Below are 25,451 nucleotides of genomic sequence, written 5' to 3'. Positions count from 1 at the left end.
CACGATGAGGACGATGCCCACCGATAGCCTGCTCAAGCGTGCGCTCGCCCGCCTCCATCGGGTCCATCACGTCCTGCTCTTCGTTGCGGTGGGCAGTTGCGCTGCAGCCTTGCACTGGAGCGTGGTGGTTGGCCTCGTGGAGTCGTTTGGATGGCAGCCCCTGGCGTCCAACCTGGCAGGCTGGATCGTCGCCATGGTCGTCTCCTTTGTTGGCCACTACCGGCTGACCTTTCGCGGCCACCGCGCTCCTCTCTTGCGATCCGCGCTTCGCTTCGTGCTCGTTTCGGGTCTCGGCTTCGCCATCAACCAGACCGCCTACGCACTGCTGCTTGCAGGGAATGCGAGGTGGTATTCGCTGAAGCTTGCGGCTGTTCTGATCGGCGTGGCCTTGATCACCTACGTGCTCAGCCGGCATTGGACATTCCTTCGCAGCGCAGGGAATTGACCGCCTGGGCCTGGCTGCGCTCGACGCGCCACAGCACCACCTCCTTCGCGCGGTAGACCACCTTGGCATGGGCCAGGAACGGCAGGCTATCGGCCCGGCCGGGTGGCCCCATCACCCAGCTGACGGGCGCCAAGCAGAGGGCGCTGGGCAGGCGTTCGGGCAGCAACAGGAGGTTCTTCGCTGCCTCCGGCGCGAAGCGTGATGCATCCGCCAGCTCCTTGCGCCAGTTGTCCGTGCGCGGGATGCCAGGGTCGTTCCAGGCGTCGACGACCACGGGCGGTTGCAGCAGGCGCGCATACAGCGCCACGTCATAGTGGTAGCGCTCGAGCATGAACACCGGCTCCCCAGCCGCATGCTCGCTGCGCAGTACCTGCGCGAGGGCGCGATTGGAATTGTCCGGGTTCAACGATAGATAGGCGATGGCCCCCAAAGACATAAGCGCGGCCACGATCGAAGCGCCATACCACCAGTGCACCATTGTTTTTCTGGGGGACTGCCCCGCATTGGCGAAGGCCTCGCACAGCAAGTACGCCAGTGGTGCCAGAGCCGGCAGGATGTAGCCCACGAGCTTGGAATGGGGAAGGGAGAAGAAGCCCACGATCAAAAACGCCCACACCCCCATCAAAAGCCGTATTGAATCGGCCCGCAAAGTGGCCAGGCGCGAGGGCATGAGTGTGCGGACGATCCAGGGGAGCCAAAGGCTGTGAAACAGCAGCAAGAGCGCTGGGTAAAACCACCATGGCTGGGCGTTGTTGAATTGGGTGCCGGTAAACCGCCGAAAATGCTGCTCCAGGAAGAAGTAGTCGAAAAACTCAGGGAATCGCATCTGCATCGCCACGAACCAGGGCGCGGCGATGGCCAGGAAAGCCGCCAGGCCCGGAAGCGACAGCATGCCCAGCAAGCCTCGCATGCGCCCCCTGAGCACCATCCAGACCACGATGACCATTCCCGGGAGAACCATGCCGATCAGTCCTTTGGACAGCACGCCCAGGGCCGCGAAAGCATAGGCAGCAACCAGCGCCAGGCGCCCATGCAGTCCGGCCTCTCGGCACAACACCGAATGAGCCGCCAGAAGGATCGTGGCCGTGATGCATCCGGCCACCAACATGTCCAGGTTGGCAAACTGGCCGCCGATGTAGAACAGCGGCTGCGCCAGGAGCACCATGGCGACGAGCCGCGCCTGGCGCCTGCCGGCCCAGCGCCAGACGAAGGCGAACATGCCGAAGCCGGCGAGCCACGCTCCCGCCAATGGGGCTGCGCGCGCCGACCACTCTCCCACGCCAAAGACCGACATCGCCGCTGCCGTGATCCAGTAGAACAGCGGCGGCTTGTGGAAGAAAGGCATGCCATCCAGCGTGGGCGTCGCCCAATCGCCGGAGCGCAGCATCTCCCATGCCACCCCTGCATAGCGCCCTTCGTCGGGCAGCATGAGCGGCCGAGCCCATGCGGTCAACGCAAGCAGGGCGAACAGGACAAGGCCTGCCGTCAGCAGTTCGCGGGGATGGGGACGGCTCTCGGGAATACTGTCGCTCATTTGCTGCTGGCCTTCAAACCACGGCCCAAACGGCTGCGCACCACGAACAGCGGGCGCGCCTTCACCTCTTCGAAGACACGGCCGACGTACTCGCCCACCAGCCCCAGGGAAACCATCTGTATTCCGGCGAAAAGCATCAGGCTCACGACGATGGTGGTCCAGCCACTCACCGCGTGGCCATTGAGCAGGTAGTCGATGCTCAGGTACACGCCATAGAGGAAGGCCAGAACGGCCAGGACGGTTCCGACGATGCTGACGGCACGCAACGGCCACTTGGTGAAGGCTGTGAGGCCGTCCATGGAGAGTCCGATGAGCTTGAGCAGATTGAACCGGCTGCTGCCATGCACGCGCGCGGCCGGCACATAGGGCACGGCGACGGCCTGGAAACCCACCCAGGCGTAGAGACCTTTCATGAAGCGGGTGCGTTCCGGCATCGCCAGCAAGGCGGCCACCGCAGCCCGATCCATGAGCCGGAAGTCGCCAGCACCTGGGGGAATCTCGAAGCCGCCACCCACATTCATCAAAGCATAGAACCAGCGCGCGCCAATGCGTTTGGTCAGGTGCTCGTCGTCGCGGTTGTGGCGCTGCGCATAAACCACGTCCGCGCCGGCCTGCCAATGGCGGATGAACTCCGCGATCAGCAGCGGGGGGTGCTGCAGGTCCGCATCCAGCATCACCACGACCTCGCCGTCAGCCTCCTGCAGCCCCGCCGTCAGCGCCGCTTCTTTGCCGAAGTTGCGTGACAGCTGAACGCACCGCACTCCCGGTACCCCGGTCCAGCGCTGCGCCGTGGCTAGCGTTTCATCGGTGCTTCCGTCATCGACCAGGATGATCTCCCAGGCACGGGTGTGCATCTCGAGAATGTCGACGAGTGTCGGGAGCAGCAATTCCAGGTTGCACCCCTCGTTGTGGCAAGGGACAACGCATGACAGGCTGGGCAGCTTGGAGCGGGGGGCCTCGTCGGTACCCAGAATGGGCTTGTCAGCAACGGATGGTTCAAGGGATTCCGCTGCATCCAGTACGCCGACAGGCACCGACATAGCCCTGTAATCCAACACGAGAGAATGGTGCATGAGTTCACTTTCTGACAATGGCAGCAGTGTTGGCGGGCTGCATTAAAGAGGGCTTAAGTGAATGTGTCAGAGACATTTCCGCTGCGGGCCACGACGTGGCCCCAGACACGGGGATTACCTGTCACGCAGGCGATCGAGCCGCAGGCGCTGGCGGTCATCGCTCACGCACAGGCTTGCCAGCCAGACGGCGCCTGCAGACGCCAGGCAACCCGCGCCGGTCAGCAGGAACAAAAGCAGGATCTGGTACTTCACTGACTCCAGCGGGTCCATCCCTGCCAGCAACTGGCCTGTCATGATCCCTGGCAGGGTGATGATTCCTGCGGCCGACATCTGGTTGATGAGCGGAATCAGGCCGCGGCGTATGGAGGTGAGCGCCAGGGGCATGAACGCCTCGCGCAGGCTGGCGCCCAGGCACAGGCGCGCCTCCACGGCAGCACGGCTGGCCCTGAGCCCGCCGTAGAACGTGTCCAGCGCCAGGCTGGCCGAGTTCAGCACCGTGCCGAGCACGATACCCATCAGCGGAATGGCGTAACGCGGGTCGTACCAGGGCGATGGCTGGATCGCGGTGAGCAGCGCCAGGCACACCGTAGCGGCGCTGGAAGCGCCCACCACCATCGCGCCGATGCGGTAGTTGGCCAGGCCGCGCAGGCGCTCTGATGGGCGTACGGCCACCTCGCGTGCCGCCGCGGCGATCATCAGCAGCACGATCAGCACGGTGGCTGGCGCGGAGCCGGAGCGGAACACCAGGCGCAGCAGCAGCCCCACCAGCAGCAGTTGCAGCACCATGCGTGCAGCCGCCCATAGCAGCTGCCTGTGGATCTGCAGGTGCAGGGCGAATGATGTGGCGGCGCTGGCCACCACCAGCAGGGCGGCAATGGCCAGGTCCGTGGCCTGTAGGTGGATAACGTTCATAGCGGGTGCACCTGGTGGTCGCGCACCTGCAGCCAGCGATTCCCCATGCGCTGCGCCTGCTCATGGGAGTGGGTGACCAGGGCCACGGCCAGCCCGTCACTGCGCATCCTGCTGGTGATCAGCCGTTCCACGGCCAGGGTGCTGGCGACATCCAGGGACGCAGTGGGTTCGTCCAGCAGCAGGCCCCGCGGCTGGCGCGAAAGCGAGCGCACCAGGGCCATGCGCTGGCGCTCGCCCGTGGACAGGCGGGTGATGTCCGCCGTGAGCATGGCGGGCTCGAGTCCCAGCTGCGCCAGCAGCAGTGCGAGGGCCTGCGTGGTCGCTGCGCCCATGTGCTCGCCCGCCGTCGCCGCCCACCAGGCAGGCTCGGCCGCCTGGTACACCACCTGCTGGCGCCACTCGGGCGCGGGCCAGGTGGAGCGCAATCGGCCATACAGCTCCACGTCGCCTTCGTGGGGGTCGAGGTCGGCGATCAGGCGCAGCAGCACGCTCTTGCCGCTGCCCGATGGGCCGGTGATGGCAACGCATTCGCCCGCATTCAAGTCCAGACTGTAGGGGCCGCCTTGGGGCGATTGCAATGCCATGGCGCGCAGGCACGACTTTGGCAGCACTTGCGCAGCGCCGGGGAGCAGAGGCGCGGAGATGGGCGGAAAGGTGTCGTTGGTCATGGGCCGGTGATGGCAACGCATTCGCCCGCATTCAAGTCCAGACTGTAGGGGCCGCCTTGGGGCGATTGCAATGCCATGGCGCGCAGGCACGACTTTGGCAGCACTTGCGCAGCGCCGGGGAGCAGAGGCGCGGAGATGGGCGGAAAGGTGTCGTTGGTCATGGGCAGGCTTAGGGGCATGGCAAGCAGGGGCGGGGCGGATCAGGACACGGCGGCAGGCAGGCGGGGCTGGCCATTCGGCTGATCCGGGTGGTGTCGGGACCGCCGGCGGGTCCATGCGTCGGACCGGCGCTGGAACCAGAGGTAGATGACCGGGGTCGTGTACAGCGTCAGGACCTGGGATACCGCCAGGCCACCGACGATGGCGATGCCGAGCGGCTGGCGCATCTCCGATCCGGCCCCGTGGCCGAAGGCCAGGGGCACGGCGCCCAGCAATGCCGCCAGCGTGGTCATCAGGATCGGGCGCAGGCGCAGCACGGAGGCACGGCGGATAGCCTCCAGCGGCGTCAGGCCCTGGTTGCGCTGGGCCTCGAGTGCGAAGTCCACGATCATGATGGCGTTCTTCTTGACGATGCCGATCAGCAGGATGATGCCGATCATGCCCAGGATGCCCAGGTCCAGGCCGCACAGCTTGAGGGCCAGCAAGGCTCCCAATGCGGCCGACGGCAGCGTGGAGATGATGGTCAGTGGGTGGATGGGGCTCTCGTACAGCACCCCCAGCACTACGTAGACCGTGAGGATCGCGGCCAGGATCAGCCAGGGCTGGGTGCGCAGCGAATCCTGGAACGCCTGGGCCGTGCCCTGGAAGGTGCCCGTCACTGTGTCCGGCATGCCGATGGCGGTGGAGGCTGCGTGGACAGCCGCCACGGCGTCTCCCAGCGCAGCGCCGGGCGCGAGGTTGAAGGACAGGGTGATCGACGGGAACAGGCCCTGGTGGTTGATCGTCACGGGGGCCACGCCCTGCTGAAGGGAGGCGAGCGTGCTCAGGGGAACCAGGTCGGGGCCGCTGGAGGAGCGCACGTACAGGTGCTTGAGGGTTTCCGCAGACAGCTGCCAGGCGGGATCGAGCTCGAGGATCACGCTGTACTGGTCGAGCTGGGTGAACAGCGTGGCGACCTGGCGCTGGCCGAAGGCGTCGTACAGCGCATCGTCGATGGCCTGGATCGACACCCCCAACTGGGAGGCGGTGTCGCGATCGATCTTGAGCGTGGTTTCGGCCGCCGAGGGCTGGCGGTCCGACCCCAGGTCCACCAGTTGCGGCAGCGATTTCAGCCGCGCCTGCAGCAGGCTGCTCCAGTGGTCGAGCTCGTTCACGTCGCCGGCCTGCAAGGTGTACTGGTACTGCGCCTTGGCGGCGCGGCCGCCGATCTGGATGTCCTGGATCATCTGCATCGACGTCTTGACGGCGGGCACCACCAGCGCGCGCGTCTTGAGCCGGGCCATGATCTGCGCCGCCGTGGCGCTGCGCTGGTCAAAAGGTTTGAGCGACACCATCATCTTGCCCTGACTGATGGTCGGGTTGGGGCCGATCCACCAGTAGACGGTCTGCACGTCGGGGTCCGTATGCAGCGCCTCGCTGACCTGCGAGATGCGCTGGCGCATGGCGTCGAACGAGATGTCCGGTGCGCCTTCGACCGTGGCGCTCAGCAGGCCCGTGTCCTGCATCGGGAAGAAGCCTTTGGGCACCCAGGCGTAGAGGGCCGCGGTGGCGACCATGGTCGCCACTGCCAGGGCCAGCACGGAGCGCTGGTGGCGAAGCGCCACATCCAATCCGCGCTCGTAGCCGCGCTCGATCCATTCGAAGGCGCGGCCGGCCCAGACGCTCAGGCTCTCGTTGGACGGATGGCCATTTCCGGGCAGGCGGGCGCACAGCATGGGTGCCAGCGTGAGCGAGACCACGCCCGAGACCAGGATGGCCGTGCTCAGCGTGATCGCGAACTCCCGAAACAGGCGTCCGACCATGCCACCCATGAGCAGCAGCGGGATGAACACGGCGATCAGCGACAGCGTCATGGAGACGATGGTGAAACCGACCTCGCGGGTTCCGTCCAGCGCGGCCTGCAGGGCGCTTTTGCCCTGCTCACGGTGGCGCGCGATGTTTTCCAGCACGACGATGGCGTCATCCACCACGAAGCCCACGGCGATGCTCAGGCCCATGATGGACAGATTGTCCAGCGTATACCCCATCAGGTACATCAGCGCGAAGGTGCCCAGCAGCGCCAGGGGGATGGTGATGCTGGCGATGAGAGTGCTGGTCAGGTTGCGCAGAAAGCCGAGGATCACCATCACCACCAGCGCGATGGACAGCAGCAGGGTGAACTTGACGTCCGCCACGGCGGCGGTGATGGTCTGCGTGCGCTCGCCCACCACCTGGAGCGCAACGTCGCGCGGCATGCTCGCCGTGAGCTGTGGCAGTTGCTGGCGGATGGTCTGCGCCGTGTCCACGATGTTGAAGCCCGGCTGCGGGTGGATGTCCACGATGACCGTGGGCTGGCCCTTGATGCCGGCGGCCTGGCGCACGTCCTCGGCCGCGTGCACCACGGTGCCCAGATCGCCAAGGCGGATCGGTGCGCCCGCCTTGTAGGCCACCACCAGCTGGTCGAACTGCTCGGCGCGCTGCAACTGGTCGGTGGTGTTCAGCGATACGGTCTTGTCCGTCCCGTTGATGCTGCCCTTGGGCGCACTCACTGTGCTCAACCCGACGATGGAGCGCACGTCGGCCAGGGTCAGCCCGCGCGCGGCCAGGGCGTCCGGATCGAGGCGTATCCGCACCGCCGGCCGCTGCTGGCCGTGGTAGTCGACCAGGCCGACGCCGGGGACCATGGACAGCTTCTGCGCCAGGAAATTGTCGGCATAGCGGTTGAGCTCGGTCAGCGTGCGCGTGGACGAGGTCAGCGCCAGCGACATCACGGTGGCCTGCGCCGGATTGACCTTGTTGTAGCTGGGCGGCGAGGTCATGGTCTTGGGCAAGGTCCGGTTGGCCCGCGCGATGGCGGACTCCACGTCCTGCGCCGCACCGTCGATGCTGCGGCTGAGGTCGAACTGCAGCGAGATCTGCGTCTTGCCCAGCGAGCTCGACGAGGTCATCGAGGTGACCTGCGGCACCTGCGACAAGGCCCGCTCCAGCGGCGTGGCCACCGACGTGGCCATGGTTTCCGCGCTGGCGCCAGGCAGGCTGGCAGAGATCGAGATGGAGGGGAACTCCACCTGCGGCAGCGAGGAGATCTGCAGGTTGAAGTAGGCGAGCACGCCCACCAGCAGCACGCTCAGGGCGAGCAGGGCCGTGGCGACGGGCCTGCGGATGAAGGGTTCGGAGATGCTGCTCATCATTGGCCTTTGGCGGGGGCGTAGGAAGCGGCCGTGGTGGCCATGACCTGGATACCGGGCGCGATGCGGTACTGGCCTTGCGTGACCACCGTATCGCCTGGCTGCAGGCCCTTGCGCACCCACTGCAGGCCCTGTGAAATGGGCCCCGCGTCGATCTGCCGGGTCTGGGCCATGTGCTGGCCTTCCACGACATACACGAAAGCGCCTTTGGGCCCCTGCTGCACTGCTTCCTGCGGAACCACGGTGGCCTGGGCCTGGGTGCTCAGCAGCATGCGCACGGAGACCAGTTGCCCCGGCCACAGCGCACGGTCGGCATTGGCAAAGCGGGCCTTGAGCTGCACTTGGCCGGCCGCCGGAGACACCTGGCTGTCGACGAATTCCAGTTCGCCGTCTGCCAGCACCTGGGAGCGGTCGCGCAGTAGCGCCTGGACCTTCAGGGCACGCGCCTGGGATTGCTGGGTCACGGCCGGCAACTGGTCCTGCGGCACGGAGAAGGCTACCCAGATCGGGTTCATCTGCGTGACCGTGGCGATGCCCACGGCATCGTTGGCATGCACGGTCGATCCCGCCGGCTGCAGGCGCTGGCCGACGCGGCCGTCGCTGGGCGAGGTGATGCGCGTGAAGCCCAGTTGCAGCTGGGCACTGTCCAGTGCCGCCTGTGCCGCCTGCACCACGGCCGCCTGGGTCGCCACCGTGGCGCGCAGGGTGTCCACCGCCTGGGTGGAGCCCGCACCGGCTGCGGCGAGTTCGATCGCCCGCTGCAGATCGATCTTGTTGCTGCTCAGGCGCGCGTCTTCCTGCGCCAGGACGGCACGGGTCTGGTTGACCTGCGCCTGCAACGGCCGGGGATCGACCTGCGCCAGCAGGTCGCCCTTGCGCACCATCTGCCCCTCCGTGAAGGCCACGCGCTCAAGCTGGCCGTCCACGCGCGATCGGACGTTCACCGCGTTGAGCGATGTCACCGTTCCAATGGCGTCGGTCCAGATGGGGAAATCCTGCTGCACCACGCTCGCCAGGGAGACCGGAACCGCTTCTCCCGCGGCTTTTGCGGGAGCTGCCTGCGGGGTCGAGGCGGTGGCATAGGCGAAGACGGCGGCCATTGCCGCGACCGTGGCCGCCGCAATGGCAATGCGACGCAGCGGATGTGCACGGGGTGCTTGGGTGTCGGTGGTCATGGTGTTCTCATTTCGAGGAAATCTGGGCCGGGGCGGGCTGCGCGGACTGGCCGCCGAAGGCGCGGTACAGGCCCACGGTGGCCTGCAGGCGCTGCAGGCGTGCCTGCAGCAGCGTGTCCTGCGCCTGGTAGAGGGTGCGCTCGTTGACGATCACGGCCAGCAGGTCGTAGGCGCCCCGGTCGTAACGGATGCGCGACAGGCGCAGGGCCTCCTGGGCGGACTCGACGGCGGCCTTGTCCAGCGTCTCGGTTTCCTGCAGGCGCTGCACGGCGATCAATTGCCCCTGTGCTTCCTGGAGCACCTGGAGGATGGACTGCCGGTAACTGGCCAGCAGTTCCTCGGCGTGGGCGCGGTCCACGCGCAGCTGGCCGTCGAGGCTGCCTCCGTTGAAGAGTGGTTGCAGCAAGGCCCCGGCCAAGCTCCACAGCGCCTGAGTGGGGTTGAGCAGTGCGCCGGCCTGGGCGGTGATCGACACCGACGGCAGGAAGGCGGCCCGCGCCGCGGCCACGTCGAAGCGGGCGGCCTTCAGGCGTGCCTCGGCCGCCAGCACCTCGGGGCGGCCGGCTACGGCCCGTGCCGGCGCAATGGCCTGGATCTGCGGAACGGCGATGTCCAGGAAGGGTTCGGCTCGGACCGTGAATTCCTGCGGCGTGGCGTTGACGAGCACGGCCAGTTGTCCGCGCAAGGTGTCACGCTGGAGCACCAACTGCGGCGTGGCCGCCAGAAAGGTCTGCAGCGTGTTGCGCTGCTGCGCCACGTCCAGTGCCGAGGCCGCGCCCAGGCTGGCCTGCTTTTCCACCAGCGACAGCAGTTGCTGCGCATCGCTGGCGATGCGGCGGGAAAGATCGATCCGCTCGTCCAGCGCAAGCAACTGCAGGTAATTGAGCGCGATGTTGGCAGCCAGCAACTGGCGTGCGGTCTCCACGTCGAGCTCGCTGGCCTGGGCGACAGATCCCGCGGAGTCGGCTTTGGCCGCATGCAGGCCCCAGATGTCCAGGTCCATCGTGCCGGTGATCGACAGCGACTGCTTGGGGCTGCTCGAGCTGCTGCCTCCGCTGGCATTCAGGCCCGCGGTGACGGTGGGGTAGCGGGCGGCGCCACTGATCTGCGCCATTCCCCGCGCCTGCTCCAGCCGGGCGAGGGCGATCTGCACGGACAGGCCCTGGTCCAGCCCCTGGGCGACCAGCGCATCGAGCTGGGTGCTGCCAAAGAAGCCCCACCAGTCCGCGGCCGACGACGCTGGTGCGGCCTCTTGCGTGCCGGACCAGTGCGCAGGCAGCGCGACGACGGGGGCAGGGTCGGCCGGCACCGTGGTGCAGGCCGCCAGTAGCAGGGAGCCCGCCAGGGCGGCCAGCGCCGTCCTGCGCAGCCGGTACCGAGTGTCGTGCAGATTCAAGGTCCATCCTCTCGTTGTCCGGGGTCGCCGGCGGAATGCCGGGCGGCCGATGGGGAGAAGATAGGAGGGAGTGGCTAACGCCGCTCTTCCCTGAAAATGACTTACTGTTTATGTTGGAGTGGGTTGGCCTGGCGGGCGGGCGATGGTCCAATGCGCAGACGCATCTTGCCGGCGCAGGTGTCAGCCCGGGGCCCTGCCGTCGGCAGGTGGACCCATGCGATACCCCGCCCCCCGAACCGAATGGATCAACATCTCTGCATGCCCACCGTCCACCTTTTTGCGCAGGCGATGCATGTGCCTGTCGATCAGATGATCCGGGGGCTCGAAGTCATAGTCCCAGGCGCTTTCCAGCAGCATCTGGCGGCTGATCACCTGTCCCGCATGCCGCATCAGCCTTTCGAGCAGCAGGAACTCGCTCGTGCTCAGGTCGACGCGCTGCCCCGCGCGGGCCACCACGCGGCTGGCCACATCCAGTTCCAGGTCGGCCATAGCCAGCCGCAGGCCCTCGGCAAGGGGCTCGGTGCGCGCCAGCAGGCGGTCCAGGCGCGCCAGCACCTCGATGAAGGCGTAGGGCTTGGTCAGGTAGTCGTCGCAGCCGGCCTGCAGCCCCTCGACCCGGTGCTGGACCGATCCCAGGGCGCTGAGCATCAGCACCGGCAGGTGCAGGCCAAGACCGCGCAGCACACGCACCACTGCCAGGCCGTCCATGCACGACAGCATGCGGTCCAGCACGATGGCATCGTAGATGCCTTCGCGCGCCATGGCCAGGCCCGTGGCCCCGTCGGCCGCATGGTCTGCCACGCGGCCGCTTTCGCGCAGCGCACGCACCAGGTAGGCGGCCGTGCGTCGGTCATCCTCGATGATCAGCACGCGCATGGTGGCCTCGGACCGCGGGGCAGGCGATGAGCCGGGTGCTGGTCATCGAGGACGACCCCGGAACTGCCTCTGCCATCGCCATGGCGTTGCACGATGCGGGCCATGCCACGGAGCATGTGGGAGATGGCCGCATGGGGCTGGTGCGCGCCCTTGCAGGGGACTTCGATGTGATCGTGCTGGACCGCATGCTGCCCGCGCTCGACGGGCTGGCGTTGCTGGCCGCACTGCGGCTTGCCTGCGGGCATGCGCCGGTGCTGATACTCAGCGCCTTGTCGGCCCTGGACGAACGGGTGCGCGGACTGCGCGCCGGCGGGGACGACTACCTGGCCAAGCCGTTCGAGGCGATGGAACTGGTGGCCCGGGTGGAGGCGCTGGTGCGCCGCACCCGCGCGGCGCCGGCCACCGGCCGCGAGACGCAGCTGTGTGTCGGCGACCTGCAGGTGGACCTGCTCACGCGCACAGTGCGCCGGGGCGCGCGCAGCATCGATCTCGTGCCGCGCGAACATGACCTGCTGGTGTATCTGATGAAGCATGCGGGCCAGATTGTGACGCGAACCATGCTGTTCGAGGCGGTGTGGAATTACCGCTACGAGGAGCGTACTAACGTCATCGAAGTGCATATCGGCCGGCTGCGGCGCAAGGTCGATGCACCGGGCGAGGTGCCCATGATCCAGACCGTACGGGGGGCCGGCTATGCCATTCATGCCCCTGTCTGACACCCTGCGGACCAGCCATTTCCGCACGGCGGCCTATTTTCTCGCGGTGTTCGCCCTGTCCAGCGCGGCCTTGCTGGGCTATGTCTACTGGCAGACCTCGTTCTACTTGGCACACGAGGTGGATCGTAGCCTGCAGGCCAATGTGCAGCGCTGGTCGCAGCTGCCGCCGGAGGCCTTGCTGCGTGAAGTGTCGGGGCGGCTGCGGCGCGACCCATCGCTTCGCGAACCCGCCGTTCTGATCGGCGGCGGCGAGCGCGTGGCCGGTGCCTTCGAACTGGTCGGACCGGTGCCGCGCTACGACGCCCCCTTCGATGCCGAACAATACGACGCCCATGGCAACAAGGTGCCCGTGCGTGCGTTGGCCAGCGTGCTGGGCTCCGGCCTGGTGCTGGTGATCGGCCGTGACGTGCATGACCTCGATGAGTTCGACGAGCGCATCCGCACCGCCATGGTTGGCGGCATCTTCATCGTGCTGGGCGTGGGGCTGGCGGGTGCGTTTGCACTGGGAGCCCGGGCCCGGCGGCGCCTGGACGGCATGGCCCATTCGCTGCAGAGCATCGTGGAGGGCCATCTGGGCGCGCGCCTGCCCGTGCGCAATTCCCGCGACGATCTGGACCGCATCGCCGCCCTGGTGAATGCCATGCTCGACGAGATCGAGCGGCTCATGGGAGAGGTCAAAGGCGTCACGGACGACGTGGCCCATGACCTGCGCACACCACTCACGCGCATGCTCGCCGGGCTTGACCGAGCGCAGGCCGGTGCGCTGTCGCGGGAAGAGCTGTCGGCGCTGGTGGACGATACGGCCGACGATGCGCGGCTGCTGCTGCGCATGTTCAAGGGGCTGCTGCGCATCTCGGAGATCGAGAACAGCGCACGGCGGGAGAACTTCGAGACGGTGGACCTCACAGTGATCGTGGGCGATGCGGTGGAGCTGTTTGAGCCGGCCGCGCAGGAGCTCGGCGTGGCGCTGCGCTTTGTCGGCTGCGCAGTGCCGGTCATCCTGCGCGGGGACCCGGACCTGCTGTTCGACGCCTTCGCCAATCTCATCGACAACGCCATCAAGTTCGCGCCGCCCGGGACCGACGTCACGGTGCAGGTGGCGCAGGAGGCGGGGCAGGTACAGGCCATGGTCACCGATGCAGGCCCCGGCATTCCTGAAGAGGAGCGGGGCGCCGTGCTGCGCCGTTTCTACCGCTCGGAAAAGAGCCGGCATACACCTGGCCATGGGCTCGGCCTGAGCCTGGTGGCCGCCATCGCACGCCTGCATGGCATGGCCTTGACCATCGGCGATGCCCAGCCCGGCTGCCGTATCACACTGACCCTTCCCCCGGCAACGCCGACGTGATGGGAAAAGGGCCCGGCGGCGGCAGCCGTGCAGCCCGCCGCCGCCCTTCTCAGCGTAGCAGGCGTGCAGATATGACTGGGCAAGCGGATCACCGTCATGTTTCCTGGGACACTCGTGTGAGCATCGCAGGTGGCGGTGTGGCACGGTAAGCCAAGAACACTGCAGCGCGCCTGCCCAGCCTGCACGCTCCAATGCCTTGTGCACGGAAGGGCATAGGCACCAAGTCACTCTGTGGCATCGGAATCCAGAAGGCTCTTCAAGGCCAGGCAGATCAAGATCCAGGCCGCTCCGGCAAGGGCCCCGGCAATGACATCCATCGGGTAGTGCACACCCAGGTAGACGCGGCTGAAGGCCACACTGACCGCGATCGACAAACCGAGCGCCACGCTGGCACTTCGCCATACCAGGCTGCGGGTAGACAAGCAGGTGGCATAGATCAGCCAGCCAGCCACCAGAGCAGCGGCAATAGCATGGCCGCTGGGGAAGCTGTAGCCGTGTGCGTGGATCATGGAGTCGAACTCTGGACGCGCGCGGTGGAAGAATGCCTTCAGCCCCAGATTGGCCAGCATGCCGCCGGGCACCACCGCGACGATCCACCTGACCTGCGGCCAGTGCCGTTGGTACGCGTGAAAACCCATGAAGCCCAGAATGAATGCGACCATGAAGAGGTCATGCGTCCTGGTGTATCCCAGCATGATCTGATCCATCAGAGGGCTGCGCCAGGTGAAGACCGTCGCTATCCACTGCGCCTCCATGGCAATGTATTCGCCTTCTATCGCCGCCTCTTGGGCCAGCCAGCAAAATGCGATCACTGACAGGATGGCTGCGAGCACTAGCGTAACACGCTGAAAGGCGGGCCCCTGAGGAAACTCCCCGAAGCGAGAAGCCGCGTGGTGGTGTGTGGTGGCGACCGGACTTTGCATGCACGTCTTTCTGGTGAGTCGGTGGTATCTTGTGCACGGCCTCCATAGCTTGTGCAGACCCCGTCAGCATGAAAGCCGGCGATTAAGACGCGCTTAAATTTCGTTCAGACAAGGGGATTTCGCGGCAAGCCCGCACAGGGCATGCCCTCCCGCCCGGCCCGGTTTGCGATGAACGCGGCCAAGCGTGCGAGCGGCAGTGAGTACGCCGCCACCTGCCGGCTTCCCACCGCGATCAACCGCCGTTGCTTCGGCAGCGGGCATAGGCATCCATGTCCGGCTGGTATGCACCGGTCTGCACTGCCATGAGACCGAGCACGGAATGGAAGTAATGGTCGTGCGAAAAAGGCAGGTCGCGGCCCTTGTGCAGGCACTCCGTTGACAGTGCCGAGACAGCCTTGAACCCGTCGGAAATCCACGTGATCCACGGGACATGCTTTTGGTGGTCTGGCGCAAAGGCATACGGCAGGCCATGCAGGTACACATTGTTCTCCCCTAGCGACTCGCCATGGTCGGACACGTACACCATGGCGGCATCCGCCAGAGACTGCCTCGCCTGTAGCCAGTCGATCACCGAGCCAAGGAATCGATCTGTGTAAACGATGGAGTTGTCGTAGGCATTGACCACACTTTCGCGGCTGCACTCCTGCAGAGCATTGGTCGTGCACTCCGCCGGGAACAGCTTGGATTCGGGCGGCGAACGCTTGTAGTAGGCCGGGCCGTGGCTACCCATCTGGTGCATCACGATCACCACGCCGCGCTCGCGGCGTTCTGGGTCGAGCGCCTGAATGCGCTCATCCAGCCCGTCCAGCATCACGTGGTCCAGGCACTGGCCCGAGGCGCACAGTTGGGCGTTTTCAGCGGAGACGGTGGAGACGCTGGGTATGCGATCGCATACCCCCTTGCAGCCCGACTGGTTGTCGATCCACAGTACGGCCAATCCAGCGCGCTGCAGTACGTCGAGCAGGTTTTCGTAATTGCTTTTGCGACCGCCGAATTCATCGCGTGTCAGATGCGAAAACATGCAGGGCACCGACTCTGCCGTGCTCGTGCCGCACGACCAGGCATTGGTGAAGCTGACGACGCCGTGGCTGGCCAAGCGAGGCGTGGTTTGGCGCTCGTAGCCATTCAGGCCGAAATTGGCGCTTCTTGCAGTCTCGCCCAGCACCAGCACCAACAGGCGTGGACGCTCCGTTGCAACCGTTGCAGGACGGCCCAGATGAGCGTCCTGCGCGATGGGTAGCAACGTTGACTCATCTCGCTCGAAAGACTTCAGAGCCACCCGCACCACCGAATACACGCTGGCGACGGGGTTGAGCAGGTAACGGACATCCTTGTGGTTGCGCATGGTCGCAGCCAGCGGCTGGAAACTCGCGAACACCGTCGCTACCAGAAACGCCAAGGCAGCCAGTGCCGCCAACGGATTGCGCCACAGTTGTCGCATGGTTGGCCCATAAATTACGGGCTGCCGCCAGACGAGCCAAGCCGGAAGCACGGCCAATGCCAGCGAACGCACGAGCAGTCGCCAGTTCATCAGCGCCCCGGCTTCGGCTACGTCGGTCTGCATGGCATTGAGCAGCATGCTCGGGTCCATGACAACACCGTAGCTGGCCATGAAATGGCCGGCCACCGCCGTGCTGACGAACAGCATGGTGATGGCGGGCTTGAGCGTCAACCGCCATGCCAGCAGGCAGAGGAAGGCGGCGAGGCAAGCCCAGATCATCAGGAACATGGCACCGGCAAATGCCACGTCCTGCGGGCTCTGCAACAACCCAAGACCCGAAAGACGGCTCCAGAGCGGGCCATTGCCGGTGGCAGCCATCCACAGGCTCGCTCCCGCCGCAAGCCACAGCGGTGAAACCGGCCGGCGGATCATGCTGGAGTCCCGTCGAAGCGGCCACGAAACCGCGAGAACAGGGGGTCGGTCAGCCATCCAGTCATCCAACAGATCCATCCCGTCCACAGCGTATGGCTCATGAAATGGGCGCCGCGGAACTGCTGCACCAGTCCGAGTGCAAGACCGCTTGCCAGGGCAATCAGCAGCCATATACGGGCAAGCCGGGGCAGGTCCCTGCGCAGCGCGAAGTAGCCGGCAACGAATGCGAACCCGGCAGACGCATGCCCTGCGGGAAAGCACCTGCCAGGGCCTCCATCAATGTCGGCCCAGCCGCTCCAGTGGGAAACATGCCTGGCAACGCCTCCGAACTCGGCCAGGTCCCACGGACAACTGGTGTGGCTGGTGGCCTTGACCAGAGAGACTACCCCTGTGGCAAGCAGGGTGACCGCCGCCAATTGCAGCCGCCGCTCGAACGGCAGTTTGGCGAATGGCCCCCAAGGCCACAGCGCTGAAGCGGAGAGCAAAACGACAAGACCCCAGGCTGCATGCTTGGCGTCATCGTGCAAAACGCTGGTCAGCAGCCAGCTGTTGCGAAATGGAAAACCTTGCGTATTGCCCATCAGCATGGCCATCGCCATGTCGAGTCCAGATGCATCCCAAACCAGAACCGCCATGAACGAAAGTAGCGCAATCCAAAGAAACTTGCCAGAAAAGTTTTGCATTTACTGAAGCTATCGAAACGCCCTTAATAGGTTCTTAAGCCCAGGAAACGCAAATGGAGAAATGCGAATACTTATCGTGGAAGATGACGAGGCGATATGCCGTGGCCTACGCCTTGCATTGAAGAACCTGGGGTGGACGTTTGATGTCGCGACCAGTGTCTCGCAGGCATGGGCGGCGCTGCGCACGGAGCCATTTGCTGTAGTCCTTCTGGACCTGGGCCTACCCGACGGCGATGGATCTGAAGTCATACGGCGATTGCGCAGCTCACCCGCCAAGGGACTGCCGTTGCTTACCACTCCCGTGTTAATCATGTCGGCGCGCGATGCGATCTCTTCACGTATCGAAGGGCTCGATCTCGGTGCTGACGACTTCCTCACCAAGCCGTTTTCGACAGATGAACTGGCAGCCAGGGTGCGCGCATTGCGTCGCAGGGCTATGGGGAGACATCAGGCGCTGCTGTACTGGCGAGATGCCGAGATCGACCCTGCCACCCGGCGCGTGCGCCAGGCCGGCCGGGAGGTGTACCTCTCTGCCCGCGAGTTCGGAATCTGGATGGCGCTTCTGGAGGCAAGGCCTCACGTCCTCTCCAAGCAGCAACTAGAAGGCAGTCTGTACAGCTGGGACAATGCTCTTAAGAGCAATGCCATTGAAGTCCATGTCCACAACATCCGCAAGAAGTTGGGCGAGGAATGCATACGCACCATGCGCGGCGTGGGCTACTTTGTTCCGGACGAGGCCATTGAATGATCATGCGCCCCTCTCTACAGCGCCAATTGCTGGGCTGGGTCCTCGGAATGCTGCTGGCGGTGTGGGTCGCGTTCGTCGCCGCAGGGTATCGAACGGGCCTGCATGAAGCAGATGAGCTGACCGATGGCCACCTGGCGGGAGTTGCGGCTCTGCTATTGGCCTATCCCAGCAATTCCTTTGCGCCCAAGCCCCATAGCTCCGATGTAGCGGATAGGCCCGAGCTCAGCACACATGACTACCAGCAGTCGCTGAGCGTCGTGATCTGGGAGGCGAGCGGGAAGCTACTCGCGCATACCGGTCAGGCCCCGTTGCCCACCTTTGACTATACCGAAGGCTTCAGCACCCTGCTCCTTGGCGATCCGGCCCGGGAATGGCGCGTCTTTTCCAGGTGGGATAACGCCAACCATGGACGCAAAATCATGGTCCTGCTGAGCCTTGCGGAACGTGACTCTCTCGCTCAAGACATCGCCGAACACGTCGCCACGCCAGGTCTCTGGTTACTACCAGTCATCGCGCTTGTGCTCGTCGTTGCGATACGCCGGGGCTTGAGGCCTTTGTACGAATTGAGCGGACGTGTTCACGCCCTGGACATCCACAATAACGTGCCTCTCGTCGCACCACCACACCTTGAGTTCCAGGTGATGGTCAACGCCATAAATACTCTGACCGAGCGCTACAACCTTGCTCTCCTGCGTGAGCGCGAGCTTGCCAATGAATTTGCTCATGAGCTTCGAACGCCTTTGGCGTCACTTCGCTTGCATGCCAACCTGCTGCGCGGACGGCTGAGCGAGGAGGAGAGGGAAGCTGCACTTGTACAGGTTGATACCGATGCCGCGCGCTCGGCCTCAGTCATCTCTGACCTGCTTTCCCTGGCCCGCGCCAGCCGTGCGCAGTTGGCAGAAGCGGCGCAGGATTTCGATCTGGCATCGCTTGCACGTCGCGTCACTTCAGAGTATGGCCAAACCGCGTACTCCACTGGGCATGAGCTGTCTCTTGGCGGAGTGGTCTCAGTTCCTATGCGAGGCCATCCCATTCTGGTGGAGTTAGCTTTGCGCAATCTTCTTGAAAATGCCCTTGCCCACACGCCCAAGGGAACATGGGTCGAGATCGTTGCTGCTGCACAGCCTGTGAGGCTTGAGGTACGGGACAATGGTCCGCAGACAGGAGCCAACCGGGCTCAGCCCGCCACCATTCTTGGGCTCGGCCTTGGACATCAAGTGGTGAAGCGTGTTGCCGCCGTCCACGGAGGATCTTTCGATATCGTCGACGAGCCTGCAGCTAGTCGTGTTTATCGTGTAACTCTCGAAAAATCCGTGAGTCCACTAGTTACGCCACGCTGTTGAAAGTTTCACCTTTCACGCCGACTTCATCTGGCCCTCAGAGCGCGTTGAAAGTTAGCTCAATCTAGCCGATTCTTTCCACCAACCTCGGACGATAAATGAAGCCGGAATGAACATCAGTGCGGCGCAGAACCAGGTGTACCAGCGCCCGTTAGGCAGGACGATTTGCAACAAATGTGAGTCTGTGCCATCTGATCCAGCTGAGGCGCGAGCAAACTCAGCCAGAGAGCCGAGCATCATCTGAATCGCAAGCAAAGACAGTAACAGAGCCGATAGCCGAAACGCCGCCAAGATACCGATGCGAGTGCTTAGCTTGAGTGAGGCGATGGCCAAGCACGGCACGCCCACCAACCCAAGCGTGGCTCCAACCAGAACATCCGAACTGTCGGCTCGTATCCAAAGAGAGCGCAGAAAAAGACCTGCTTCCAAAGTTTCACGTAGTCCGGCCAGCGCGCAGAAAGCAAGGACTATCAACGGAGCGGCTGGCTTCTCAAGCCAGTTGGCAACGAGCGTTTGAGTGCGTGATCGAATGGTGCTCTGTGCAACCAGCATGGTGCTGACCATCAACAGCACGCTAAATGCAAGCACAAACGTCAAACCTGCCGTCCAGCGAGAGTCGACTGAGGAGGATGCGAGCCAGAGACAGAGAGCTACGCCAGCAGCGCAGCCTGTCGTCGCCCCTCCAGCGACCCACGGCAGTAGATGCTCAGCTTTGGTAGAGCGGAGGCTGGCCACAAGCGATCCAAGTATGAGAATCAGTTCGGCTGATTCCCTTAAAACCACGGCGAATGCATCAAACACGGAAAAGCATGCCCAAGGCGCATTAGTTCATGAAGATGCGTCTCATTATCAGGCATCAATGTAAACTTCCAGGAGACACTGTCGGCTGGCTTTGTTGTCCGCCAGCGCGTCCCTCGTCACCCCATGCCTATTCCTATGACCGATCAGGATCTTTTGACCATCATTGACCGTGCCGTAGACGAGTTCAATGGGGACCTTGACGAGCTGGAGAGCGCGATTGGGATGCTCATGCTGGGCCGGCACTATGGATGGATAGTCATGCTTCTGATCCATAGCCCCGCCACAATTCGCAAGTACCTCAAGATTCTCGGCCTCAAGAGCTTGAGAGATGTCTTGCCAGAAGTCGGTGTCTTAGCTCACCGCTCAAATGCATGGCGTTTGGTCGATGGCACAAAGAACTTCTGGAAGGTTGTGCGAGGGCAGATCAGCGGTGTCCGCACGGCTCGCGTTGACAAAACTTCTTGAGTTACGCAACCAGGCGTATCCCCATTTCCTGTCAGGACACGGTCAAGTAGACCTTCAAACAACTACTGTCTTCTCGCTTTATGCATGCGGGTTGACTGACCCATCGCGCCCTGACTAAGCACAAGTCGAAGCTACATCCCGCGTTAAAGACCCTCACGCGCCTGTCACTTGCTCGTCTGTGGGGCGGCACTCTATCAAATAGTAGAACTTGACAGAACTACTTTTGCATTGATACATTTGATTGCGAATGAGAACAAGTCGCATTTTGATATTGCGTGATCCACGCCTCTACGTCTTCGAGATCTCGCGGGCGTCCTGATTCCTCTTCCTGCTCCCAAGGCACTCAATGCTTCAAATGAATCGAATCCAGTCTTTTGGTGTGGTTACTTCCCCGCGGCGTAACGTCATCTGCCGCGCAATTGAAATCGTTGCGGCTACAGCAACCCTGTCCATGCCTGCAGCCTCTGCGCTGGCTCAAGCCGCCTCGCTACCTATCGTGACCGTGAATAGCGAGGCAGAAGAGGGCTATGCCGCACCCCGTAGCTCAACTGCAACGAAGACTGACACGCCTTTGCGGGATACCCCTCAGTCGATTTCCGTAGTGACCAAAGATCAGATACGTGACCAAGCAGCCCAGAGCCTGGCTGAGGCGACGCTCTATGTGCCTGGCATTGGTTTTGCGCAAGGGGAAGGCAATCGCGAAACGCCCATTTTCCGTGGCATCAGTAGCACCGGGGACTTCTTCATCGACGGAGTTCGCGATGACGTCCAGTACTACCGAGATCTCTACAACATTGAGCGTGTGGAGGTCTTCAAAGGCCCTAACGCCATGATTTTTGGTCGAGGGGCCACGGGTGGTCTCATTAATCGTGTGGCGAAACAAGCCGGATGGACTCCTTCTTTGGGAGGCTCCGTAACACTTGGCTCGAATAGCAATCGCCGCCTCACGGCCGACATCAATCAGCCGATTAACGATCAGTTGGCATTCCGTGTGAACGCCTTGTACGAAAACTCTGACACTTATCGCGATGGCGTCTGGATCAAACGATCTGGCATCAACCCCACCTTGTCTTGGCGCGCGGGCTCTAAAACACTGGTGACCCTTGGATATGAGCATTTCAAGGACGATCGCATTGCCGATCGCGGCATCAGCAACTTCAAGGGCGTGCCTGTGGCGGTCGCACCCTCTACGTTCTTCGGAAATGCGGCTGGCAGTCCTACCGGAACAACGCTTAATGCCTTCAGCGCTTCGGTTGAACACGAATTCGAGAACGGCGTATCTCTTCGCAACCGCACCAGGATTACCGATCAGGACAAGTTCTATCAGAACGTCTTTCCAGGTGCAGTCAACGCGGCGGGCACATCAGTCGCGATCAGTGCATACAACAATACCACCAGCAGAAAGAGCATCTTCAATCAAACCGATTTCAGCTACAACATCAGTGCTGGCGATGGGCTTTGTTGCACAAATCGCGATGCTGATGCCCGTAGACTGACTGCGTGACAGAGACGAAGAACAGGCAGCGGAGCAAGTACCGCACGACGAACTGGAAGGCGTACAACGCGGCGCTGAAAGCGCGAGGCTCGTTGACGATGTGGCTAGATGAGGGCATGCAGTGGTTTGGCACGCCGACCGGCAGGCGTGGACGCAGCCGAACCTTCTCGGACGCAGCAATCCAGTTCTGCCTGAGCATCAAGTGCCTGTTCGGCCAGCCCTTGCGACAGGCGCTGGGCATGGTGCAGAGCCTGCTGCGGCTGGCAAAGCTGGACTGGCCGGTACCTGACTTCAGCACTGTTTGCCGGCGCCAAAAGACCTTGCAGGTCGAACTGAGCTACCAGCGAACCAACTCGCCGCTGCAGTTGCTGGTGGACAGCACCGGCATCAAGTTCCTGGGCGAAGGAGAGTGGAAACGCAAGAAGCATGGTGCTGAATACCGGCGCGAATGGCGCAAGGTCCATCTGGGCATCGACGCGCAGACGCTGGAAATACGCGCCATCGAGGTGACCAGCAACGCCATTGGGGATGCGCCGATGTTGCCCGGGTTGCTGGCTCAGATTCCCACTGACGAATCCATCGAAAGCGTCAGTGCCGATGGCGCCTACGACACGCGCGCCTGCCTGGACGCCATTGCCGAGCGGCACGCGATGGCGGTGATCCCGCCCCGCAAGAACGCCAGCCATTGGAAGAAGTCGAGTCCGGGCTCGGCGCATCGTAATGAGGCCATTCGGGCGTGCCAGCGCCTGGGTCGCGGCATTTGGAAGAAGTGGAGCGGCTACCACCGGCGCAGCCTTGTGGAGACGAAGATGCACTGCTTCAAGCGACTGGGCGAACGGGTGATCGCGCGCACGTTCGACCGCCAGGTTGTGGAGCTGCATGTCCGCGTGGCCTTGCTCAATCGGTTCAGTCAGATCGGCCGTCCTCACACCGTGTCGGTGACTGCTGTGGCATAGGTCCGTCTGGGGTTAGGGTCATGCCGTCTGCAATTCGATTTGTGCAACAGCGCCTCGGGTTCCCATCCATACAACCTGAGCCTGTTCAGTTCCGTCACGGAACATCTTGGTGAAGCGAGCGCAGAAGCATGGTTGAAAGGCGTTGTTGGCAACCTTGCCCGAGATCCAAAGGGCGGCGACACAGATCAGGTGAAGGCTGTTGCAGCGGGCGAGTGCCAAATCGCTGTGACTAATAGTTATTACGTCGCCCGGCTCATGCGTTCTGACAAGCCTGAAGACAAAGCGGTTGTGGACAAGATTGCGATCATGTTTCCCAATCAAGGCACTTGGGGAACGCACGTGAATATCGCGGGTGGAGGTGTTGCGAAGAACGCCAAGAACCGAGCCAATGCTGTCAAGTTCCTTGAGTACTTGGCCACGACAGAGGCTCAACAGTACTTTGCGAATGGCAACAACGAATGGCCTACAGCCAAGGGGGTGAAGATTGATAACCCCGCCTTGCAGTCGATGAGTCCAAACGGTTTCAAGTCGGAAACCATACACGTCACAGCGGTCGCAGCCAATCAGCAGAAAGTCCAGCAGATGCTGGACCGTGTCGGCTTCAAGTGACTTTCGGCGCGCATGAATGTATCAAGCGCGCAGGGCGGTCGGGGCTGACTCGCGAAGTGAATCTGCTGTGAGGAACACGCAGTTACATAGCGTATCCAGGTCGCAGGATCTGCTGATCAAGACTCCCGCTTCAGCTGCACCCGCCGAAGAGCCCGTACAAGGCGCATTCTTTGCCGCGAAGGTGCCAGTCCTGCAGCACTTTCGCGCTGCAGGACTGCGTCCAACCATAGCGCGCATAGGCATCTACCAAGCTATCGCGGCTGTCGGCAGGGACGGTATTACTGCAAACGATACCTTTCAAGTGATGCATCACCGAGGCACGCAGGTATCAACCAGTACGGTCTATCGGATCATTCGCGATTTCGTAGACCATGGATTGGTTTCTGAGACTCTTACCAGGAGCAGAAGGGCGCTCTACTTCGTCACGGCAGGGGATCGTGCGAAAAAGAAAGTAGTACGCCTGGAGTGCTCTAAGACAGGGCGTATCACGGCGATTGATGACGCTGATCTTTATGACCGCCTGATTGCAGCTGCGCGCGCTGCTGGTCTCAGCTTCGAGGGCCGCGACATCGTCATTCGCGCCTAAGCATTTTTGGCGAAATCGCCGTCTTTCATAGGTGAAGCGGTTGCTGGCAATGCTTCGAAAATTCCCGAATCTACTGAGCTAAGCAGGCCGCGCGTTTGGCGACGCTTTACATGAAGTTATGTAAAGTAATCATTTTCATCTTTCGAGACAGTGGTATCTGTAGCGCCTACGCATCATGGTGAATGCGAATACTACTCATTATATATAACATCCTGATGCACTGCGAGCGCTTAGCCAGGCACCCCTAGCTCCCGCCCGTTGTCGGCTTGGCGTATCCATCCGCCGCCCCTTTCCCCCTGCTCCTGGAGTTAATCTTGTCCAAATCGCGCGCCCAGCGACGCAGCAGCATGCTGCGCCCAAAAAACCTCTCCCTTTGACGCAATCTACGGTAACGGGCCTTGCATCCGACAAGGCACTACTGCCCCTGGGCGCTTTGATGCTCGCGGCCTCTGTAAGCAGTTGGGCGCAAACCGCGCCTGAAGCAACGATGGGCACTGTGACCGTTAAGGAAGCAGCCGAGATTCAGTCCAAGGACAAGCTCCAGACCAAGAAAACGAACATTGGTAAGAGCACCCAAGACATTCGGGATATCCCGCAGTCTCTGACCGTCATGACGGAACGTCGTAAGCGCCGTCTCAGCCCCCCTCTTGACGCGGGATCGACGGAAGAACTACAGCAGGTCGCTCTCGCCGTCGTTGACCTCGTCAACGAACGTGTCGTTTGACCAAGCCAGGCCGATGGCCTTGTTCAAGCGTTTGAGCAGGACGTTGAGGCTCTCACCGTCGCGACGCACGAGCATGGCCAGGCAGTTGCTGCCATCGGCGGCCGTGGCGACGCACTCGTGCGGTGGCAGCGCACCGATCGTGATGTCGCCGCCGTCCTCGATCAGGGCCTTGATGTAGTTCGTCCGAGACATCGTCGCTCAGACCTTGATCGCGGCGAGCCGGTCGTTGATCTCGATGCTGTCGAAGGCCAACGGGTCCCAGGTATCGGCACCGATCCATTCGACCAGGTTGTCGTGCTCGGGATCGTCAGGGTTCGCCATGGCCCGCACGAACTCCGCATAGCCCGGTGCGCCTCCGCAATCCTCCGGCGGCGTTGCACAGGCACCGCCGGCACAGAACGGGAGCACGAACTGCGGCATCGGTGCGATCTTCTTCTCGACCTTGATGCGGTGGTCCCAGTAGTCCCCGAAGTCGTAGACGTAGCTCAGCGTCGACCGGTTCAGGGCAGTGGTCAGTCGCGTGCTTTCGCTGGTGATCGAGCCAGGCTCGTCGTGCATCGGGTCTGGCGTGCCATAGCGCTCGCCGTCGCCAGCGATGAACTCGTGCAGATGCGAGTGGCCCCAGCCGAAGGCAGCCTGGACCACAAGATGCAGCTTGGCCAGGGTGATCGTCTCTGGCACCAGGACGCGGCGCCAGACCTTGGGCTTGGTGCCGCGCAATTCAATGTGCAGTTGCAGGATCGCCGCTGGTGCCTTGATCCGTTGGACCTTGCTCGCCATGC

General features: G+C 63.2%; 24 protein-coding genes and 1 pseudogene. 10 read left to right on the top strand and 15 right to left on the bottom strand.

Annotated elements, in window-relative coordinates:
* Positions 1 to 13: 13 nt before the first annotated feature.
* Positions 14 to 445 (top strand): GtrA family protein, encoded by a 432-nt coding sequence (locus tag M5C96_RS19735; RefSeq protein WP_272564859.1) that lies wholly within the window; start codon positions 14 to 16, stop codon positions 443 to 445.
* On the opposite strand, the gene M5C96_RS19730 is transcribed toward M5C96_RS19735, so the two are convergent.
* The 9 genes from M5C96_RS19730 to M5C96_RS19690 form a co-directional block, all read right to left on the bottom strand.
* Complete coding sequence (locus M5C96_RS19730; protein ID WP_272564858.1) at positions 405 to 1,979, bottom strand: ArnT family glycosyltransferase; 1,575 nt, start codon at positions 1,977 to 1,979, stop codon at positions 405 to 407. The two genes, M5C96_RS19735 and M5C96_RS19730, sit on opposite strands and share 41 nt — an antisense overlap.
* Positions 1,976 to 3,052, bottom strand: a complete 1,077-nt coding sequence (locus tag M5C96_RS19725; protein WP_272564857.1) for a glycosyltransferase family 2 protein — start codon at positions 3,050 to 3,052, stop codon at positions 1,976 to 1,978. The genes M5C96_RS19730 and M5C96_RS19725 overlap by 4 nt, the downstream gene beginning before the upstream one ends.
* Positions 3,053 to 3,166: 114 nt before the next feature.
* Complete coding sequence (locus tag M5C96_RS19720; RefSeq protein WP_272564856.1) at positions 3,167 to 3,964, bottom strand: ABC transporter permease; 798 nt, start codon at positions 3,962 to 3,964, stop codon at positions 3,167 to 3,169.
* Positions 3,961 to 4,632: an ABC transporter ATP-binding protein gene (locus M5C96_RS19715; protein WP_272564855.1), complete on the bottom strand. Its 672-nt coding sequence runs from the start codon at positions 4,630 to 4,632 to the stop codon at positions 3,961 to 3,963. Before M5C96_RS19715 ends, M5C96_RS19720 begins: the two co-directional genes overlap by 4 nt.
* The gene (locus M5C96_RS19710) at positions 4,629 to 4,793 is read right to left on the bottom strand and encodes a hypothetical protein (protein ID WP_272564853.1); all 165 of its coding nucleotides are present in this window, start codon (positions 4,791 to 4,793) and stop codon (positions 4,629 to 4,631) included. Before M5C96_RS19710 ends, M5C96_RS19715 begins: the two co-directional genes overlap by 4 nt.
* A 39-nt stretch (positions 4,794 to 4,832) precedes the next feature.
* On the bottom strand, positions 4,833 to 7,958 hold the full coding sequence (locus M5C96_RS19705; protein ID WP_272564851.1) for an efflux RND transporter permease subunit: 3,126 nt from the start codon (positions 7,956 to 7,958) through the stop codon (positions 4,833 to 4,835).
* Positions 7,958 to 9,133, bottom strand: a complete 1,176-nt coding sequence (locus tag M5C96_RS19700) for an efflux RND transporter periplasmic adaptor subunit (protein ID WP_272564849.1) — start codon at positions 9,131 to 9,133, stop codon at positions 7,958 to 7,960. The genes M5C96_RS19705 and M5C96_RS19700 overlap by 1 nt, the downstream gene beginning before the upstream one ends.
* Before the next feature lie 7 nt (positions 9,134 to 9,140).
* Positions 9,141 to 10,529, bottom strand: coding sequence for an efflux transporter outer membrane subunit (locus M5C96_RS19695; protein ID WP_272564847.1), 1,389 nt, complete (start codon positions 10,527 to 10,529; stop codon positions 9,141 to 9,143).
* A 180-nt stretch (positions 10,530 to 10,709) separates the two neighbouring features.
* Positions 10,710 to 11,405, bottom strand: a complete 696-nt coding sequence (locus M5C96_RS19690) for a response regulator transcription factor (protein ID WP_272564846.1) — start codon at positions 11,403 to 11,405, stop codon at positions 10,710 to 10,712.
* 26 nt (positions 11,406 to 11,431) lie between these two features.
* Between M5C96_RS19690 and M5C96_RS19685 the strand changes: the two genes are divergently transcribed.
* Positions 11,432 to 12,121, top strand: coding sequence for a response regulator transcription factor (locus tag M5C96_RS19685; RefSeq protein ID WP_272564844.1), 690 nt, complete (start codon positions 11,432 to 11,434; stop codon positions 12,119 to 12,121).
* On the top strand, positions 12,108 to 13,466 hold the full coding sequence (locus tag M5C96_RS19680; RefSeq protein WP_272564843.1) for a HAMP domain-containing sensor histidine kinase: 1,359 nt from the start codon (positions 12,108 to 12,110) through the stop codon (positions 13,464 to 13,466). Before M5C96_RS19685 ends, M5C96_RS19680 begins: the two co-directional genes overlap by 14 nt.
* A gap of 224 nt (positions 13,467 to 13,690) precedes the next feature.
* Here M5C96_RS19680 and M5C96_RS19675 read toward each other — a convergent pair whose 3' ends face one another.
* The 3 genes from M5C96_RS19675 to M5C96_RS19665 all read right to left on the bottom strand — a co-directional run bounded on the left by M5C96_RS19675 (position 13,691) and on the right by M5C96_RS19665 (position 16,945).
* Positions 13,691 to 14,389 carry a phosphatase PAP2 family protein gene (locus M5C96_RS19675; RefSeq protein WP_272564841.1) on the bottom strand — a complete coding sequence of 233 codons (699 nt, stop codon included), beginning with the start codon at positions 14,387 to 14,389 and terminating at the stop codon, positions 13,691 to 13,693.
* Between the two features lie 232 nt (positions 14,390 to 14,621).
* Entirely contained in the window at positions 14,622 to 16,262 is a 1,641-nt protein-coding gene (locus M5C96_RS19670) for a phosphoethanolamine transferase (protein ID WP_272564838.1), read from the bottom strand.
* Complete coding sequence (locus M5C96_RS19665) at positions 16,259 to 16,945, bottom strand: phosphatase PAP2 family protein (RefSeq protein WP_272564836.1); 687 nt, start codon at positions 16,943 to 16,945, stop codon at positions 16,259 to 16,261. Before M5C96_RS19665 ends, M5C96_RS19670 begins: the two co-directional genes overlap by 4 nt.
* Before the next feature lie 61 nt (positions 16,946 to 17,006).
* Between M5C96_RS19665 and M5C96_RS19660 the strand changes: the two genes are divergently transcribed.
* Together M5C96_RS19660 and M5C96_RS19655 are read left to right on the top strand one after the other, a co-directional pair.
* Complete coding sequence (locus M5C96_RS19660) at positions 17,007 to 17,693, top strand: response regulator transcription factor (RefSeq protein ID WP_272564835.1); 687 nt, start codon at positions 17,007 to 17,009, stop codon at positions 17,691 to 17,693.
* Entirely contained in the window at positions 17,690 to 19,036 is a 1,347-nt protein-coding gene (locus M5C96_RS19655) for a histidine kinase dimerization/phospho-acceptor domain-containing protein (protein WP_272564834.1), read from the top strand. Before M5C96_RS19660 ends, M5C96_RS19655 begins: the two co-directional genes overlap by 4 nt.
* A 51-nt stretch (positions 19,037 to 19,087) precedes the next feature.
* Here the strand turns inward: M5C96_RS19655 and M5C96_RS19650 are convergent, their stop codons facing one another.
* Entirely contained in the window at positions 19,088 to 19,768 is a 681-nt protein-coding gene (locus tag M5C96_RS19650) for a hypothetical protein (RefSeq protein ID WP_272569786.1), read from the bottom strand.
* Positions 19,769 to 19,969: 201 nt separating this feature from the next.
* Here M5C96_RS19650 and M5C96_RS19645 point away from each other — a divergent pair, with 201 nt between their 5' ends.
* The 5 genes and pseudogenes from M5C96_RS19645 (at position 19,970) to M5C96_RS19625 (ending at position 23,945) form a co-directional block, all read left to right on the top strand.
* Entirely contained in the window at positions 19,970 to 20,299 is a 330-nt protein-coding gene (locus M5C96_RS19645) for a hypothetical protein (RefSeq protein ID WP_272564833.1), read from the top strand.
* A gap of 346 nt (positions 20,300 to 20,645) precedes the next feature.
* Positions 20,646 to 21,803, top strand: coding sequence for a TonB-dependent receptor (locus M5C96_RS19640; protein ID WP_272564832.1), 1,158 nt, complete (start codon positions 20,646 to 20,648; stop codon positions 21,801 to 21,803).
* Positions 21,800 to 22,750, top strand: coding sequence for an IS5 family transposase (locus M5C96_RS19635; RefSeq protein ID WP_272563652.1), 951 nt, complete (start codon positions 21,800 to 21,802; stop codon positions 22,748 to 22,750). The genes M5C96_RS19640 and M5C96_RS19635 overlap by 4 nt, the downstream gene beginning before the upstream one ends.
* 48 nt (positions 22,751 to 22,798) lie before the next feature.
* Positions 22,799 to 23,359 (top strand): annotated as a pseudogene (locus M5C96_RS19630) (extracellular solute-binding protein); the annotation flags it as partial.
* A gap of 67 nt (positions 23,360 to 23,426) precedes the next feature.
* Complete coding sequence (locus tag M5C96_RS19625) at positions 23,427 to 23,945, top strand: Fur family transcriptional regulator (protein WP_272564831.1); 519 nt, start codon at positions 23,427 to 23,429, stop codon at positions 23,943 to 23,945.
* A 670-nt stretch (positions 23,946 to 24,615) separates the two neighbouring features.
* Here the strand turns inward: M5C96_RS19625 and M5C96_RS19620 are convergent.
* Positions 24,616 to 24,861, bottom strand: coding sequence for a hypothetical protein (locus M5C96_RS19620; RefSeq protein WP_272563685.1), 246 nt, complete (start codon positions 24,859 to 24,861; stop codon positions 24,616 to 24,618).
* 6 nt (positions 24,862 to 24,867) lie between these two features.
* Positions 24,868 to 25,449: a plasmid pRiA4b ORF-3 family protein gene (locus M5C96_RS19615; protein WP_272563684.1), complete on the bottom strand. Its 582-nt coding sequence runs from the start codon at positions 25,447 to 25,449 to the stop codon at positions 24,868 to 24,870.
* Positions 25,450 to 25,451: the final 2 nt, after the last annotated feature.

Origin of the sequence: Acidovorax sp. GBBC 1281 (assembly GCF_028473645.1) — a bacterium.
GTDB lineage: Bacteria > Pseudomonadota > Gammaproteobacteria > Burkholderiales > Burkholderiaceae_C > Paracidovorax.
Note: the sequence above shows the minus strand (reverse complement) of the source record. Positions and strands in the feature narration are given on the sequence as shown.

Excerpts from the sequence above, each read along its gene's own strand:
- M5C96_RS19675 (WP_272564841.1), bottom strand. The coding sequence starts at position 14,389 with ATGCAAAGTCCGGTCGCCACCACACACCACCACGCGGCTTCTCGCTTC.
- M5C96_RS19730 (WP_272564858.1), bottom strand. The coding sequence starts at position 1,979 with ATGAGCGACAGTATTCCCGAGAGCCGTCCCCATCCCCGCGAACTGCTG.
- M5C96_RS19660 (WP_272564835.1), top strand. The coding sequence starts at position 17,007 with ATGCGAATACTTATCGTGGAAGATGACGAGGCGATATGCCGTGGCCTA.
- M5C96_RS19640 (WP_272564832.1), top strand. The coding sequence starts at position 20,646 with ATGCTTCAAATGAATCGAATCCAGTCTTTTGGTGTGGTTACTTCCCCG.
- M5C96_RS19700 (WP_272564849.1), bottom strand. The coding sequence starts at position 9,133 with ATGACCACCGACACCCAAGCACCCCGTGCACATCCGCTGCGTCGCATT.
- M5C96_RS19705 (WP_272564851.1), bottom strand. The coding sequence starts at position 7,958 with ATGAGCAGCATCTCCGAACCCTTCATCCGCAGGCCCGTCGCCACGGCC.
- M5C96_RS19665 (WP_272564836.1), bottom strand. The coding sequence starts at position 16,945 with ATGCAAAACTTTTCTGGCAAGTTTCTTTGGATTGCGCTACTTTCGTTC.
- M5C96_RS19615 (WP_272563684.1), bottom strand. The coding sequence starts at position 25,449 with ATGGCGAGCAAGGTCCAACGGATCAAGGCACCAGCGGCGATCCTGCAA.
- M5C96_RS19680 (WP_272564843.1), top strand. The coding sequence starts at position 12,108 with ATGCCCCTGTCTGACACCCTGCGGACCAGCCATTTCCGCACGGCGGCC.
- M5C96_RS19725 (WP_272564857.1), bottom strand. The coding sequence starts at position 3,052 with ATGCACCATTCTCTCGTGTTGGATTACAGGGCTATGTCGGTGCCTGTC.
- M5C96_RS19710 (WP_272564853.1), bottom strand. The coding sequence starts at position 4,793 with ATGACCAACGACACCTTTCCGCCCATCTCCGCGCCTCTGCTCCCCGGC.
- M5C96_RS19645 (WP_272564833.1), top strand. The coding sequence starts at position 19,970 with ATGACCGATCAGGATCTTTTGACCATCATTGACCGTGCCGTAGACGAG.
- M5C96_RS19670 (WP_272564838.1), bottom strand. The coding sequence starts at position 16,262 with ATGATCCGCCGGCCGGTTTCACCGCTGTGGCTTGCGGCGGGAGCGAGC.
- M5C96_RS19685 (WP_272564844.1), top strand. The coding sequence starts at position 11,432 with ATGAGCCGGGTGCTGGTCATCGAGGACGACCCCGGAACTGCCTCTGCC.
- M5C96_RS19720 (WP_272564856.1), bottom strand. The coding sequence starts at position 3,964 with ATGAACGTTATCCACCTACAGGCCACGGACCTGGCCATTGCCGCCCTG.
- M5C96_RS19655 (WP_272564834.1), top strand. The coding sequence starts at position 17,690 with ATGATCATGCGCCCCTCTCTACAGCGCCAATTGCTGGGCTGGGTCCTC.
- M5C96_RS19715 (WP_272564855.1), bottom strand. The coding sequence starts at position 4,632 with ATGACCAACGACACCTTTCCGCCCATCTCCGCGCCTCTGCTCCCCGGC.
- M5C96_RS19690 (WP_272564846.1), bottom strand. The coding sequence starts at position 11,405 with ATGCGCGTGCTGATCATCGAGGATGACCGACGCACGGCCGCCTACCTG.
- M5C96_RS19620 (WP_272563685.1), bottom strand. The coding sequence starts at position 24,861 with ATGTCTCGGACGAACTACATCAAGGCCCTGATCGAGGACGGCGGCGAC.
- M5C96_RS19735 (WP_272564859.1), top strand. The coding sequence starts at position 14 with ATGCCCACCGATAGCCTGCTCAAGCGTGCGCTCGCCCGCCTCCATCGG.